The 14,813-nt window shown below is 73.9% G+C and carries 11 protein-coding genes and 1 pseudogene; 6 read left to right on the top strand and 6 right to left on the bottom strand.

Going from position 1 to position 14,813, the window contains the following annotated elements:
* Positions 1-206: 206 nt before the first annotated feature.
* Entirely contained in the window at positions 207-3,050 is a 2,844-nt protein-coding gene (secA, locus tag MNZ39_RS19670) for a preprotein translocase subunit SecA (protein WP_242340785.1), read from the bottom strand.
* Between the two features lie 143 nt (positions 3,051-3,193).
* Here secA and MNZ39_RS19665 point away from each other — a divergent pair, with 143 nt between their 5' ends.
* Positions 3,194-3,871: an NlpC/P60 family protein gene (locus MNZ39_RS19665; protein ID WP_242340784.1), complete on the top strand. Its 678-nt coding sequence runs from the start codon at positions 3,194-3,196 to the stop codon at positions 3,869-3,871.
* Between the two features lie 46 nt (positions 3,872-3,917).
* Here MNZ39_RS19665 and MNZ39_RS19660 read toward each other — a convergent pair whose 3' ends face one another.
* The 3 genes from MNZ39_RS19660 to recN all read right to left on the bottom strand — a co-directional run bounded on the left by MNZ39_RS19660 (position 3,918) and on the right by recN (position 7,724).
* On the bottom strand, positions 3,918-4,835 hold the full coding sequence (locus tag MNZ39_RS19660; protein ID WP_242340783.1) for a M23 family metallopeptidase: 918 nt from the start codon (positions 4,833-4,835) through the stop codon (positions 3,918-3,920).
* Between the two features lie 246 nt (positions 4,836-5,081).
* Complete coding sequence (locus MNZ39_RS19655; protein WP_242340782.1) at positions 5,082-5,855, bottom strand: Stp1/IreP family PP2C-type Ser/Thr phosphatase; 774 nt, start codon at positions 5,853-5,855, stop codon at positions 5,082-5,084.
* Positions 5,856-5,888: 33 nt separating this feature from the next.
* Positions 5,889-7,724, bottom strand: a complete 1,836-nt coding sequence (gene recN / locus MNZ39_RS19650; protein WP_242340781.1) for a DNA repair protein RecN — start codon at positions 7,722-7,724, stop codon at positions 5,889-5,891.
* A gap of 162 nt (positions 7,725-7,886) precedes the next feature.
* On the opposite strand from recN, the gene MNZ39_RS19645 reads away from it, so the two are divergent.
* Positions 7,887-8,114: a hypothetical protein gene (locus MNZ39_RS19645; RefSeq protein WP_242340780.1), complete on the top strand. Its 228-nt coding sequence runs from the start codon at positions 7,887-7,889 to the stop codon at positions 8,112-8,114.
* A gap of 241 nt (positions 8,115-8,355) precedes the next feature.
* On the opposite strand, the gene MNZ39_RS19640 is transcribed toward MNZ39_RS19645, so the two are convergent.
* Complete coding sequence (locus MNZ39_RS19640) at positions 8,356-9,195, bottom strand: NAD(+)/NADH kinase (RefSeq protein ID WP_242340779.1); 840 nt, start codon at positions 9,193-9,195, stop codon at positions 8,356-8,358.
* A 26-nt stretch (positions 9,196-9,221) separates the two neighbouring features.
* Here MNZ39_RS19640 and MNZ39_RS19635 point away from each other — a divergent pair, with 26 nt between their 5' ends.
* Both MNZ39_RS19635 and MNZ39_RS19630 read left to right on the top strand, forming a co-directional pair.
* Positions 9,222-10,544 (top strand): replication-associated recombination protein A, encoded by a 1,323-nt coding sequence (locus tag MNZ39_RS19635; RefSeq protein WP_242340778.1) that lies wholly within the window; start codon positions 9,222-9,224, stop codon positions 10,542-10,544.
* Between the two features lie 100 nt (positions 10,545-10,644).
* Positions 10,645-11,280, top strand: coding sequence for a YqiA/YcfP family alpha/beta fold hydrolase (locus tag MNZ39_RS19630; RefSeq protein WP_242340777.1), 636 nt, complete (start codon positions 10,645-10,647; stop codon positions 11,278-11,280).
* Positions 11,281-11,311: 31 nt separating this feature from the next.
* Here MNZ39_RS19630 and MNZ39_RS19625 read toward each other — a convergent pair whose 3' ends face one another.
* The gene (locus MNZ39_RS19625; RefSeq protein ID WP_242340776.1) at positions 11,312-11,962 is read right to left on the bottom strand and encodes a hypothetical protein; all 651 of its coding nucleotides are present in this window, start codon (positions 11,960-11,962) and stop codon (positions 11,312-11,314) included.
* Between the two features lie 84 nt (positions 11,963-12,046).
* Between MNZ39_RS19625 and priA the strand changes: the two genes are divergently transcribed.
* Positions 12,047-14,254 (top strand): primosomal protein N', encoded by a 2,208-nt coding sequence (gene priA, locus MNZ39_RS19620; protein WP_242340775.1) that lies wholly within the window; start codon positions 12,047-12,049, stop codon positions 14,252-14,254.
* A gap of 92 nt (positions 14,255-14,346) precedes the next feature.
* A pseudogene (locus tag MNZ39_RS19615) lies at positions 14,347-14,813 on the top strand (molecular chaperone DnaJ); the annotation flags it as partial.

Here is a 14,813-nt window from a genome sequence, read left to right as displayed (position 1 = left end):
GTGTGCGTCCCCCGGCGGAAGTCAGGGGCCCCGGCGACGGCGCTTCCGGGGGAGGGCCCCGCGCAACGCGCGGGAGGGGCGAAGCCCCTCCGGCGGGGAACGGTCGCGCACCCGCGAAAGCGGACGCGACCGTTCACGGGCCCCGCCGAGCAGGGGGTGGGGCCCCGCCGAGCTTCGCTCGACGGGGCGGGGGACGCAGTCCCCCGTTAGACGGCAGCCTCGGTCGCGCCGTGGCACTTCTTGTACTTCTTGCCCGAGCCGCAGGGGCACGGGTCGTTCCGGCCGACCTTGGGCTGCGTGCGGACGACGGTCTCCTGCTTCGCGCGCGGCTTCTCCTCGCCGTCGCCGCCCTCGCCCGCCTCGGCGTGCGTCTCGGTGATCCGCTGCATCGCCCGGCGCTGGGCGGCGAGCCGCTTCTGCTCGATCTCCTCGGCGCTCTCCTGGCGCACGAGCTGGAGGCGGAGGAGGTTGCCGATGACGGCGCTCTTCACGCGCCAGGTCATCTGCACGAACATCTCGTAGCCTTCCTTCTTGTACTCCTGCTTCGGGTCCTTCTGCCCGTAGCCACGCAGGCCGATGCCCTGGCGCAGGTGGTCCATCGAGAGCAGGTGGTCCTTCCACTGCTGGTCGATGGCCTGCAGGTACAGCCACTGCTCGTAGCGGCGCAGCACCGCGACGCCGTCGGCGTCGGTCCCGAGCTCGGCCTCCTTCTGCCGGTAGGCCTTCTCGACCACCGCGTAGACCTGCTCCTCGATCTCGCGGCGCGCCTCGGCGGCCTTGCCGGTGGGCAGCGCGAACTTCATGTCGACGCCGAACTGCTCCTTCACCATCGCGGAGAGCCCGTCGAGGTTCCAGTCGGAGACGCGGTTCGGGCAGCTCGCGCCGACCATGTCCAGCACGAGGTCCTCGACGAGATCGAGCATGTGCTCGCGCTGGTCAACCCAGGTGAAGACCTGCTCGCGGCGCGTCTTCTTCTTGGTCTTCGGGTCCTCGTCGAACTCCACCACCGGGATGCCCGCCCCGAAGCCGAGGACCCTGCGGCGCAGCCCGTAGATCGAGCGGCGCTGCTGGTTCATGACGTCGTCGTACTCGAGCAGGTTCTTCCGGATGTCGAAGTTGTGCGCCTCGACCTTCTTCTGCGCGCCCTCGATGGCCTTCGTGAGCCACGGGTGCTCGATCTGCTCCCCGTCCTTCATGCCCATGCGGCTCATGAGCCCCTGGATCCGCTCGGATCCGAAGATGCGCATGAGCTCGTCCTCGAGGGACAGGTAGAAGATCGACGAGCCGGGGTCGCCCTGGCGGCCGGCGCGGCCGCGGAGCTGGTTGTCGATGCGGCGAGACTCGTGCCGCTCGGTGCCGACGATGTGCAGGCCCCCGAGCCCGACGACCTCCTCGTGCTCCGTCCCGGTCTGCTGGTGGAGGCGCTCGGTGGTCTCGGCGAGGCGCCGCGCCCAGTCGGCGCGCCGCGCGAGGAAGGACTCCTCCGTCTCGCCGTCCATCGGCAGGTCCGGCTCCAGCCCCACCTCGTGCTTCGCCATCATGTCGGCGTTCCCGCCGAGGATGATGTCGGTGCCGCGGCCCGCCATGTTGGTGGAGATCGTGACCGCGCCCTTGCGGCCGGCCTGGGCGACGATCTCGGCCTCGCGCTGGTGGTGCTTCGCGTTGAGGACGTTGTGCGGGACACCGCGGCGCTTCAGCAGCGTCGCCACGACCTCGCTCTTCGCCACCGACACCGTGCCGACGAGGACCGGCTGGCCCTTCTTGTGCCGCCCCTCGATCTCGTCGCAGAGGGCGTTGAACTTCTCGCCCTCCGTCTTGTAGACGACGTCCTCCGAGTCCTTGCGGACGTTCTTCTTGTTCGTGGGGACGACGACGACGTCGAGGTTGTAGGTCTTCGCGAACTCCTCGGCCTCGGTGTCCGCGGTGCCGGTCATGCCCGCGAGCTTCGAGTACATGCGGAAGTAGTTCTGGAAGGAGATCGTGGCGAGGGTCTGGTTCTCCGCCTCGATCTTCACCCCCTCCTTCGCCTCGACCGCCTGGTGCAGGCCGTCCGACCAGCGCCGGCCCGGCATGAGCCGGCCGGTGAACTCGTCCACGATGAGGACCTCGCCGTTCTTGACGACGTAGTCGACCTCGTTCCGGTACAGGTGGTGGGCGCGGAGCGCCTGCTCGACGTGGTGCAGCGTCTCGATGGCGTTCGGGTCGTAGAGGTTCTGGACCCCGAGCTTCTTCTCCATCTTCTCGACGCCGGAGTCGCTCATCACGATCGTCCGGCTCTTCTCGTCGACCGTGAAGTCCTGGTCCCGGATCATCGAGGGGATGACCTGGTTCACCCGGTAGTACAGATCCGACGACTCGTCGGACGGGCCCGAGATGATGAGCGGGGTGCGGGCCTCGTCGATGAGGATCGAGTCCACCTCGTCGACGATCGCGAAGTTGAGCTCCCCCTGCACGTAGTCCTGCAGGCGGAACTTCATGTTGTCGCGGAGGTAGTCGAACCCGAACTCGTTGTTCTGCCCGTAGGCGATGTCCGAGTGGTACGCCGCCTGCCGCTCGGCGTCGGTGAGCCCGTGGACGATGACGCCGGTCGTGAGGCCGCAGAACCGGTACAGGCGGCCCATCCACTCGGAGTCTCGACGGGCCAGGTAGTCGTTCACCGTGACGACGTGGACCCCGCGGCCGGAGATCGCGTTCAGCACGCTGGGCAGCGTCGCGACGAGGGTCTTCCCCTCGCCGGTCTTCATCTCGGCGATGCGCCCGGAGTGCAGCACCGCGCCGCCGATGAGCTGCACGTCGAAGTGGCGCATCCCGAGCGCGCGCACGCCCGCCTCGCGGACCAGCGCGAACGCCTCCGGCATCAGCTCGTCGAGCGGCCGTCCCTTCTCGCGGACCTGCTGCTTCCACTCGGCGGTGAGCCGCGGGAAGTCGGCGTCGGAGAGCGCCTTCATCCGCGGCTCGAGCTCGTTCACGCGTGCGACGAGCGGCCGGAGCTTCTTCAGCTCACGGTCGTTCTTCGTGCCGAGCATCTTCTTCAGGACGTAGTTGACCACGGGGGCCCTCGAGCAAAAGAGACGGGGGCCCGCCGGATCGCTGCTCGGCGACAGGCGGGCGCCCCGTCTTACCCCGTTAGGTAACGACGCGCCATAGGATGTCAAACGGGGGAAGTTCCGGGCGCTTGGGGTATCTTCGAGGGGTGGCGCCTGCACGCTCGGCCGCGCTCGTCCTCCTGGCGCTCGCCGCCTGCGCCGGCCCCGGCCGCGCGGGCAGGGACCCCTTCGCCGGCGGCGACCTGCCAGACCGCCTCGCGTCGCGCGCCGCCTCCCTCGTCGGCCACTCCGGGCGCTTCGAGGTGGGGGGAGCGCGCCTGAACGCCGACTGCTCGGGGTTCGTGGAGGCGGTCTACATGGCCGAGGGCGTGCCCCTCGTCCGCCTCGTCGCGGCGGCGGCGCCGGCGGAGCGCTCGGGGGTGGCGGGGCTCTTTCGTGCGATGGAACGGTACGGCACCGTCTTCGGCGGAGGAGGTGCGTGGCCCGCCCCCGGCGACCTGGTCTTCTTCCACGACACCTACGACCGGAACCGCAACGCCGCCCGAGACGACCGCTTCACGCACGTCGGCGTCGTGGAGCGCGTCGAGCACGGCACGGTCGTCTTCCTTCACCGCGGCGGCCGCGAGGTCGTGCGCGGGGTGCTGACGCCCGATCGTCCCCTGGAGCCGGCGGACGGGGACCGCGTCCTCAACACCGCGCTCCGCGAGAAGGCGAGGCGGGCCCGCGACGGCGAGCGCGAGACCACGCTCGCGGGGGCGCTGTTCGCAGGCTATGCCCGGCTCGACCCGCGGCGGATCCCGGCGGAGCTCCTGCGCGGCCGCTGACCAGCGCTGCTCGCAGCGCTACGGCGCGAGCGCCGGACGACGCCGCTCACTCGAGGATGAACTTGCGGGGGTTCTCCGGGATCCCGTTCACCCGCACCTCGTAGTGGAGGTGCGTGCCCGTCGAGCGGCCGGTGTTCCCGACCGCGGCGACCTTGTCCCCGCGCCGGACGTGCGACCCCATCCGCACGAAGATCTCGGACAGGTGGCCGTAGCGCGTCTTCACGCCGTAGCCGTGGTCGATGACGAGGACCTTGCCGTAGCTCCCCTCGGTGCCGGCGAACACCACCGTGCCGTCGGAGGGCGTGTAGACGGGCTGGCCGTGCGGCGTCGCGATGTCGAGCCCGTGGTGCATGCGCCGCTCGGCGGTCCACGGGTCGAGGCGCGTCCCGAAGTCGGAGGTCACCCACCCGCGCGCCGGCCAGATCGACGGCGTCGACGCGAGCAGGGAGCGCTGGTCGTCGAAGTACTCCTGCAGCTCGCGCAGGCTCTGCTCCTGCCGCGACGCCTCGCCCTCCAGCGAGGAGAGCTTGCCCGGAAGCGCCGTGAGGCTCGCCTCAGCGGCGGGAGCGGGCCCCGGGATCTGCGCCTCGGCGTCCGTGTTGCCCACCGGGCCGATGGCGAGGTTCCGCTCGGGATCCTGGAGCTGCGTGACGGCGGTGCGGAGCTTCGCGTCGAACCGCTCGACGCGGTCGAGCGTCGCCGAGATGTGCGCCACCTTCTCCTGCACGAGCAGGATCTGCGAGCGCAGCTGCGCGTTCTCCTCCTTCAGGACGGCGTTCTCGGACGCGGACCCCAGGAGGGCGAAGTAGTGCCCGACGACGACGAGCGCGACGAGCGCGACCACGCCGCCGCCGTAGGCGAGGTTCACGAGCCAGCGTCGCGGCACCCGGAACTTCCGGACGGCCTGCGAGTGGTCGCTGACCACGATGACGGTGAAGACCTGCGTCTTCGGAGGTGCGGCCATCCCGATAGAGCTCCGCGGCCGCGCCTGGCCGCGCCGACAAGCTAGCGACGCGACGGACGAGCCAGAACGCCAGCCCCGGGTGCTCGGGAGCTCGCGAAAGACGTCCAGACGGGTAGCAGAGGGGTCGCTCGGCGTCAAGCGCGCGTGTTGCCTACACATTCACCTCCGGTGCCCCATCGCGGGAGCGCGCGCGGAGCGCCGCGAGCGGGGCGGACGCCGCGCCGCGTCGAGCTTCACGCGCCGGCTCTAGTTCCCCGTCCGGAGGACGATCACGGTGATGTTGTCGTCGCCACCCCGGGCGTTCGCCAGGGCGACGAGCCGTGCCGCAGCCTCCGCGAGCGGCGCCTCGGTGACGATCCGGAGGATCTCGTGGTCGTCCACGAGGTTCGTGAGCCCATCGCAGCAGACGACCACAGCGTCTCGGGGGGCGAGGGCGAAGGCCATGACGTCCACCTTCACCTCGCGCTCGAACCCGACCGAGCGGGTGATGATGTTCTTGAACCGGCTGTTCCTCGCCTCGTCCGCGGTGATCGCGCCGGCCTTCACCTGCTCGGCGACGAGCGAGTGATCCTCCGAGATCTGGCGGATGCGGCCCTCGCGGAGGAGGTAGCAGCGGCTGTCGCCCACGTGCGCCACGAAGGCGGAGCGCCCGTCGACGAGCACCGCCGTGGCGGTGGTCCCCATCCCCGCGAGCTCCGGGTCCGCCTGCGCCGCCGCGTAGATCACCGCGCAGGCCTGCTCGACCGCGCCACGAAGGATGCCCGGCAGCGCGCTCGACTCCGCGGAGCCGGGGTTGAAGGCGCCCGGCGTCCTGGCCCGCGCCGCCCGGACCGTCCGCTGGATGGTCTCGACCGCGAGGCGCGAGGCCGTGCCCCCGCCCGCATGCCCGCCCATCCCATCCGCCACGACGTAGAGGTGGAGGTCGTCGTCGACCAGCAGGGCGTCCTCGTTGTGGTCGCGTCGGCGCCCGACGTCGGTCAGGCCGTGAGCAGTGACGGGGAGCAGGGCCGGTTGCACCACGCGTCGAGCGTAGCATCCGGGCGCACCGCGCGCCTAACGATCTCGGGCCTCTGCGCTGACGCGGCGAGCCGCGGCCCGGGCCGGCGCGGCGCGCCGGCCGCGCTCGGGGGTGGGCGCCCGGGCCGCCGCGATCAGGGCGCCCGCGTGCTCGATCGCGGAGTCGGTCACGGTCGCCCCCGCCATCATCCGGGCGATCTCCCCCCGACGGGCCGCGTCGCTCTCGAGGAGCGAGACCGCGGTGGCGGTCCGGCCGCCGGAGACGCGCTTCTCCACCCGGTGGTGACGCTCCGCGAAGGCCGCCACCTGAGGTAGGTGGGTCACGCAGATGACCTGCCGCCCTCGCGCGACGTCGGCGAGCACGCGTCCCATCGCCTCGGCCACCGCTCCGCCGATCCCGGCGTCCACCTCGTCGAACACGTAAGTGGAGACCGGATCCTTCCTGGCCAGCGTGCGCTTCACCGCGAGCAACACGCGCGAGAGCTCACCCCCGGAGGCGGTGCGCGCGAGCGGCCGGAGCGGCTCGCCCGGGTTCGGCGCGATCCGGAGCTCGGCCCGCTCCGCGCCCGCCGGACCGAGGAGCCTGCCGCCGACCTCGACGCCGACCTCGGGCGGGAGGAGGGCGACCTCGATGCGGCACCGACCCATCGCGAGGCCGTCGAGCTCGCGCCGGACCGCCTCCGCGAAGGCGCGCGCCGCAGCGGTGCGCGCCCGTGTGAGCTCCGCGGCGAGCGCGAGCGCCTCCTTCCCGCGGAGCTCGATCTCGGCGCCCACCTCGCGCAGCCGCTCTCCGCCGCCCGAGACCCGCGAGAGCTCCTCCCGCATCGCCACCCGCCGGGAGATCGCCGCGTCGAGCGAGCCGCCGTGCTTCCGCGCGAGGGCGCGGAGCAGCTCGAGCCGATCCTCCACGAGCGCGAGCCGCTCGGGATCGCCGCCCACCGAGTCGCCGTAGCGACCGAGCTCGCGCCCCGCCTCCTCGAGCTCGACGGCCGCCGAGCGGAGCAGCGCGAGCGGCGCCTCGAGGCGGCGGTCGAGGAGGCCGGCCTCCGCGAGCGCGCGGGCCGCCTGCGCCACCCGCTCCGACGCGCTCCCCTCCTCGCCGTAGGCGAGCGCCTCCGCGGCGCGCGCGGCGTCGCGGAGCTTCTCGGCCGAGGCGAGCACGCGCCGCTCGTCCTCGAGGGCCTCGAGCTCCCCGGGGCGCGGATCGGCGGCGTCGAGCTCGCGGAGCTGGAAGGCGAGGTAATCCGACCGCCGCGCCCGCTCGCCCTCGTCCGCGGCGAGGGATTCCCGCTCGCGGACGAGGGCGGCGAGCGCCGCGTGAGCTGCGCGGAACCGGAGGAGGGTCGGCTCCACGCTGCACAGCTCGGGCCCTGGCTCCGCCTGCGCGTGCCTGAGGCCCGCGAACGCGTCCAGGAGCTCGGTGTGGGTGGTGGGATCGAGCAGCGACACGTGCTCGTGCTGGCCCGACACGTCGACGAGGCCGCGCAGCGCCTCCTCGAGCATCGAGACCGTGCAGAGCGCGCCGTTCACGAACGCGCGGCCCCGCCCGCCGCGCGCAGCCACCCGGCGCACGAGGAGCTCCGCGCTCTCGCCCGAGACGGTCCCCGCCCCGACGGGCAGCCCGGCGTCTCGCAGGCGGGCGAGGACGCGGTGATCGGCAGGCAGCTCGAAGAGCCCCTCCACGACCGCCTCCTCCGCCCCCTCGCGCAGGACCTCGGCGCTCATCCGGCCGCCGAGGACGAGGTGCAGCGCGTTCACGAGGATGGACTTCCCGGCCCCGGTCTCGCCGGTGAGGACGTTCAGCCCCGGGCCAAAGCGGACCTCGATCGCATCGACGATCGCGAAGCCCGAGATGCGCAGCGTCGTGAGCATGGCGCCATTGATCCACGGCTCCCTGACACTGCGCAAATTTTCAGTGGTCCATCCGTTCGGGCGCCCGCCCTCCGAGCCGCCGAGCCGACTCCGCGAGAGTCCCGGCGAGGCGCCTTCCCGAGCCGCCGGCGCGGTGGGACGCTCGGGGCAACGGAGGACGCCATGACGATCCACGTGTCCGGGACGGTGCGCGTGCTGTTCGAGCGGCACGAGCTCGAGGTGCCGGGAGATCCGCCCGTGAAGGTCCCGGCGTTCCGCTGCCGCTGGTGCGACTTCACGGTCGTCACCGACGAGGCGAGCGCGCTGCCCGATCACGCCTGCGACGGCCCGGGCGCGGCCGAGACGTACCGGAACCTGCCGCCGCCTCCGCTCTCGCACGCCCCTGCGTGAGCCTCGGCGCACGATCCCGGGCCTGCGGCGGGCGTCCTCGCTCCTTGCGCCTGCGGCGCACGGAAGCAGTGCGCCTCGGCGCGCGTCGCTGCGGTTGCCCGCCTCGGCTCCGGTCTCGTGCGCCTTGCGTTTCGACGAGCGGGTCGCGACACGATACCGGGCCGGCGGCGCGCGTCGCTGCGGGTGCCCGCCTCGGCTCCGGTCTCCTGCGCCTTCGCTGGCGCGTCGGCAGCTCGGCTTTCTACCGCTCGCCCCAGCGCAGCTTGGCGCGCAGGATGCCGAAGTAGTCGAGGTTCGGGTTCCTGACGAGCAGGACGCGGTTCGACGACTGCTTCACCTGCACGAGATCGCCCTTCGCGAGCCTCACGCCGCGCTGGCCGTCGAGCGTAAGGTACACCTCGGAGTCGTTCATGAGCACGATCTGCACGGAGAGCTCGTCGGGCAGCACGATCGGCCGCTGCGTGAGCGTGTGCGGGCAGATGGGCGCGAGGATCACGCCGCGCATGGTGGGGTAGACGATCGGGCCGTTCGCGGCGAGCGCGTAGGCGGTCGAGCCCGTGGGCGTCGCGACGATGATGCCGTCCGCCTTGTAGGTGGCGAGGTAGCCGCCGGCGCAGCGCGCGTCGAGCTCCGCCATCCGCGCGAGCGCGCCCTTGCCGATCACCACGTCGTTCAGCACCTCGGCGTCCACGTCGCGCTCCGGCCGGCCGCCGCGGTGCAGGTGCACCCGCAGCTTCATCCGCTCGGACACGAGCGCGTCGCCCGCGAGCACCCGCTCGAGCATGGGGTACAGCTCGGCCTGCGGCACCTCGGTCATGAAGCCGAGGTTCCCCATGTTCACGCCCAGGATCGGCGCGGGCCGGCCCCCGAGCAGGCGCGCCGCATGGATGAGCGTGCCGTCCCCGCCGAGCACGACCACGAGGTCCGCGGACCGGCCGACCTCCGCCTCGTCGGTCACGACCTCGACGCCCTTCGAGCGGACGAACTGCTCCACGAAGTGCGCCGTCTCCGACGCCTCCGCCGAGCTGACCTTGTGGACGATCCCCACGCGCCGCGGCACGGGACACGGATGGTCTTCCATGCCGGGCATTATATAAGCGGTTCGCCATGGACCTCTTCGATCGCGCGGCCGAGAAAGATGAGGGGGGAAAGCCGCTCGCCGAGCGGATGCGCCCCCGCCGCCTGGAGGACTTCGTCGGCCAGGAGCACGTGCTCGGGAAGGGCACGGCGCTCCGGCGCGCCCTGGAGGCGGACCAGGTCCCGTCGCTCATCCTGTGGGGACCCCCGGGCACCGGGAAGACCACGCTCGCCCGCATCGTCGCGCAGCGGACCGGCACGGACTTCGTGCCGTTCAGCGCCGTGCTCGGCGGCGTCAAGGAGATCCGCGAGATCGTCGCGGCCGCGCGCGACCGGCGCCGCCTGCACCGGAAGCGGACGATCCTCTTCGTGGACGAGATCCACCGCTTCACCAAGGCGCAGCAGGACGCCTTCCTCCCCCACGTCGAGGACGGGACCATCACCCTCATCGGCGCGACCACCGAGAACCCCTCGTTCGAGGTGAACGCCGCGCTCCTGTCGCGCTGCCGCGTCGTCACGCTGCGCGCGCTCACCGAGGAGGAGGTGGGCGCGCTCCTCGAGCGCGCCGTCGCGGCGCCGGGCGGGCTCGCCGGTGCGGTGTCGCTCGAGCCGGACGCGCGCGAGGCGCTCGCGCGCTACGCGTACGGCGACGCGCGGCGGGCGCTCAACGCCCTCGACGTCGCGGCCTCCGCCGTGCGGCTCGCGGGGCGGACCGCGGTGACGCGCGCCGACGCCGAGGAGGCGCTGCAGCAGCGCACCATCCTCTACGACAAGGCGGGCGAGCAGCACTACGACGTCGTCTCCGCGTTCATCAAGTCGCTGCGCGGCTCGGATCCCGACGCCGCCGTCTACTACATGGTGCGGATGCTGGAGGGCGGCGAGGACCCGCGCTTCATCCTCCGCCGGATGGTGATCTTCGCCTCCGAGGACGTCGGCAACGCCGACCCGCAGGCGCTCCAGGTCGCGGTCGCGGCGCTCCAGGCGGTGGAGCTCGTGGGCCTGCCGGAGGGCGTCCTCCCGCTGAGCCAGGCCGCCATCTACCTCGCGCTCGCCCCCAAGTCGAACGCGGCCCTCACCGCCTACGCGACCGCGCGCCGGCTCGTGCAGGAGAAGGGCCCGCTGCCCGTCCCGCTCAAGCTGCGGAACGCGCCGACGAAGCTCATGCAGGGGCTCGGCTACGGCGGCGGCTACCGCTACCCCCACAACTTCGAGGGCCATTACGTCGCCGAGCAGTACCTCCCGGACGCGCTCCGCGGCGAGCAGATCGTGAGCCTCTCCGGCAACGGGCTCGAGAAGACGCTCGCCGAGCGGCTGCGCGCGCTCCGCGGCGAGCCGGGGCCGGACGGCGGGTGAGCGCGTCCGGGCGGAGGCGTGGCGGTCGCCTTCGCGAGGCGCCGCGTCGACGTGGCGTTCGTGCGAGCGCGCCGCGTGCGTCCACGCTAGGCTCGGCGCCGTGATCCTCTACCTCCACGGCTTCGCGTCCGGTCCGTCCTCGCACAAGGCGCGCGTCCTCTCGGAGCGGTTCGCCGCGCTCGGCGCGCCGCTCCACGTCCCGGATCTCACGCCCGGCGCGGAGGGCTTCGAGCGCTCCACGCCGTCCTCCATGCTCGGGATCGCCGAGGCGGCGCTCGACGGGGCGGGGTCGCCGCCGCACGCGATCATCGGCAGCTCGCTCGGCGGGTATCTCGCCGCGGTCGCGGCCTCGCGCGATCCCGGCGTGGAGAAGCTCGTCCTGCTCGCGCCGGCGTTCCGGCTGTTCGAGCGCTGGCGCGCCCGGCTCGGGCCGGGGGCGCTCGAGGACTGGCGCTCGAACGGCCTCGAGACGATGCACCATGCCTCCGGGCGCATGCGGCGCATCGGCTTCCAGTTCTTCGAGGATGCCGGAGCCTTCCCGGCGTTCCCGGTGGTCCGCGTCCCGACGCTGTGCATCGCCGGCACGCGCGACGACACCGTCCCGCTCGAGGACGTGGAGGCGTTCGTCGAGCGCACCCCGACGGCGCGGCTCGTCGCGGTCGACGACGGGCACGAGCTCGCGGCGTCGCTCGACCGGATCTTCGAGGAGGCGCGGGCGTTCCTCCTCGGCGGGTAGCGCCGGGAGGAGCCCGCCTTCCGCCGATCCGCTACTGCGCCTTGTGCGCGTGGACCTTCGCGAGGAGCGACGCGTCCGGGCTCGCGTGGCAGCGCTTGCACGTCGCGAGGGTCGGCATGACGAGCCCGGCCGCGATGGCCTTCTCGCGGTCGCGCATGACCGACGCCGGCCAGTAGTCGGCGCCGTTGCCGTGGCAGCCCTCGCAGTCGAGTCCCTTGACCGCATGCGGGCTCGCGGCCCAGGACTGGTGCTGGACGCGGTGGCACATCTTGCACTTCGTGTCGCCGACCTTCGCGTGCTGAGCGCCCTGGGGCGCGGCGGGGGCGGCCTCGGGGGCGGGCGCCGCGGCGGTGGCGGGCTTGGCCTCTGCGGACGGAGCCGTCGGCGCGGGCTTCGGGGTGGGGGCCGGCTTCGCGGCGGGGGCGGGGGCGGGGGCCGGAGCCGGCTTCGCGGCGGGCGCAGGAGCTGGAGCCGGCGTCGCGGCCGGAGCCGGGGACGGCGCCGGAGCCTCCGGTGCCGGGGTCGCTGAAGGCGCCGTCTCGGCGGCAGGAGCGGACGGCTGCGCCGACGGGGCGGGCGCGGCCTGCTCTCGTGCAGGCGGAGGCGCCTCGGAAGAGCGCTCGCCGCAGCCGAGGGCGATCGAGGCGAGGGCGAGGGCGAGCGGAAGCGTGCGGGAGCGCATCGGGTTCTCCTCGGAAGGCAGTGGGCGGGAGGCGCAGTCTACCGCGCGGGGCGCGCGGGGGGATCGCTTGCTACACTCCCGGCCGTGCTCGTCGAGGTCGCCGTCGCCGCCGCGGTGCGCGGGACATTCACCTACCGCGCCCCACCCGCGCTGGCCCCCGAGATCGCGCTCGGGCAGCGCGTCGCCGTGCCCTTCGGCAGGAGCCGGCGCGCGACGGGCTACGTGGTGGGCTTCCCCGCCTCGGCGCCGGAGGGCGTGGCGCTGCGCGAGGTCGCCGCGGTGCTCGATCAGGTCCCGCCGTTCACGCCGAAGCTCGTCGAGCTCATCCGCTGGGCGGAGGACTACTACCTCGTCCCGGCGGGCGAGCTGCTCCGCGCCGCGCTCCCGCCCGGCCTCAACACGCGCAAGGGCGCCGCCCCGCCCGTGCGCCGCGGCGTCGAGTACGCCGCGCCGGAGGCCTCCGCCGCGGACGCTCTCCCCACCCTCGCGCGCGCGCGCGTCCAGCGCGCGGTCCTCGAGTACCTCCTCGCGCGCGGGCGCATCCCGGTCGAGGAGCTGCGCGCCGCGTTCCCGTCCGGCCGGCCCGCGCTCGCCGCGCTCGCGCGCCGGGGCCTCGTCCGGCTCGAGCGCGAGGTGCCCGTCGCGCGCGGCGGGCTCCTCCCCGCCTCCGCCACGCCGCTCGCGCTCACCCCTGCGCAAGCCGCGGCGCTCGAGGCCATCGCGGGGGCGTTCGGCGCGTTCACGCCGTTCCTCCTGCACGGCATCACCGGCTCCGGCAAGACCGAGGTCTACCTCCAGGCCATCGCCCGCGCGCGCGCCGCGGGCAAGGGCGCCCTCGTGCTCGTCCCGGAGATCGCGCTCACGCCGCAGCTCGCCGGCCGGTTCCGGGCGCGCTTCGGCGACGAGGTCGCGCTGCTCCACTCCGGCCTGTCGCCGGCGGAGCGCCACGCCGAGTGGCAGCGCCTCCGTGCCGGCGAGGCGCGCATCTGCGTGGGGGTGCGGAGCGCCATCTTCGCGCCCGTGCCGGACCTCGCCGTCGTCGTCGTCGACGAGGAGCACGAGGGCAGCTTCAAGCAGGAGGACGGCCCCGCCTACCACGCGCGCGATCTCGCCGTGGTGCGCGCCAAGCTCGAGGGCGCGGTCGTGGTGCTCGGCTCGGCGACCCCGTCGCTCGAGACGCTGGAGAACGCGCGGCGGGGCCGCTACCGGCTCCTCTCGCTGCCCGCGCGCATCGACGACCGGCCGCTCCCGCAGGTCGAGCTCGTCGATCTCTCCAGGCTGCGGCGCCCCGGGCGCGATCTCGGCCCGGGGCTCGTCTCTCCGCCGCTCGCCGAGGCGCTCGCGGAGACGGTCGCCGGCGGGAAGCAGGCGATCCTGTTCCTGAACCGCCGCGGCTACGAGACCCTCGTCGTCTGCGAGGCGTGCGGCGAGGAGGCGCGCTGCACCGAGTGCGCCGTCTCGCTCACGCACCACGCGCGGCGCGGGATCCTGCTCTGCCACTACTGCGGCCGGACCGAGCGCGTCGGCGAGCCCTGCCCCTCGTGCGGCGGCGCCCGGCTCGGCGTGGGCGTCGGCACCGAGCAGGTCGAGGAGGCGGTCCGCGCGCTCTTGCCGGGCGCGCGCGTCGCGCGCCTCGATCGCGACGCGGTGGGGACGGCGGAGGAGACCGCGGAGCTGCTCGCGCGCTTCGCGCGGCGCGAGCTCGACGTGCTCGTCGGGACGCAGATGGTGACGAAGGGGCACGACTTCCCCGGCGTCACGCTCGTGGGGGTGGTGCTCGCCGACACCGCCCTCGCCCTCCCCGACTTCCGCGCCGCCGAGCGGACGTTCCAGCTGCTCGCCCAGGTCGCCGGCCGGGCAGGGCGCGGCGCCGACGCGGGCCGCGTCCTCGTGCAGACCTTCAACCCCGCGACGCCCGCCGTCGCCTGCGCGGCGGGGCACGACTTCGCGGCGTTCGCCGAGGGTGAGCTCGAGCGCCGGCGGCGCCACGGCTACCCGCCCTTCGGCAGGCTCCTGGCCGCGCGGGTCGAGGGCTCGGAGGCGGGCGCCCGCCGCACCGCGGAGGCGCTCGCGGAGGCCGCCCGGCCGTCCTTGCGGGGCGAGGTGACGATGCTCGGCCCCGCGCCCGCCGCGATCGAGCGGATCCGGGGGCGCACCCGCTGGCACCTCCTCTTCCGCGCGAGCTCGCCCCAGGCGCTGTTCCGCGTCCACGGCGCGCTCGCGCGCGTGGCCCACCGGCCGCCGGGGGGCGCCGAGGTGCGCTTCGACATGGATCCGCACTCGATGCTGTGACTGATGGCGCGGCGCATCCGGCGCCGCTATCGCACCCGCCGGGGGAGGCGCCCGCTTGGTCCCCTGCTGGGCGCGATCCATAATCGCGCGGCGTGGCGCGCATCCTCCTGGTCGACGACGACATCGCCGAGATCTCGGCCGTGAAGCGCGTCCTCATGCGCGCCGGGCACCAGACGGTGCTCGCGACGAACGCGTCCGACGCGCTCGCGGTGATGGCGCAGGCGCTGCCCACCCTCGCGCTCGTGGGCGCCACCTGCGAGGGCGGCGAGGCGCTCACCCTCGCGCGGCGGCTCGCCGCGGGCGACGGCGCCCCGCTCCTGCCGCTCATCCTCCTCGGCCGCGACGACGGCGCTCCCGCCGGAGCGCCGCAGCTCGCGCGCCCGGTCGATCCCGGACAGCTCGCGGAGGAGGTCACCGCCGCCCTGGCGCGCGCGGCGGCCGCGGGGGCGCCCCCGGCGGTCCCGATGGCGGGCGCCGCCCGGAACGTGGCGATCGCGCTCCCCGCTCCGCGAACCACGGGCGGCGGAGCCGCGCGTGGCGGCGCGAACAGGGCGGCGAG

The organism is Anaeromyxobacter sp. SG66 (genome assembly GCF_022690805.1).
GTDB classification, from domain to species: domain Bacteria; phylum Myxococcota; class Myxococcia; order Myxococcales; family Anaeromyxobacteraceae; genus Anaeromyxobacter; species Anaeromyxobacter soli.
This window is presented reverse-complemented; position numbering and strand designations above follow the sequence as displayed.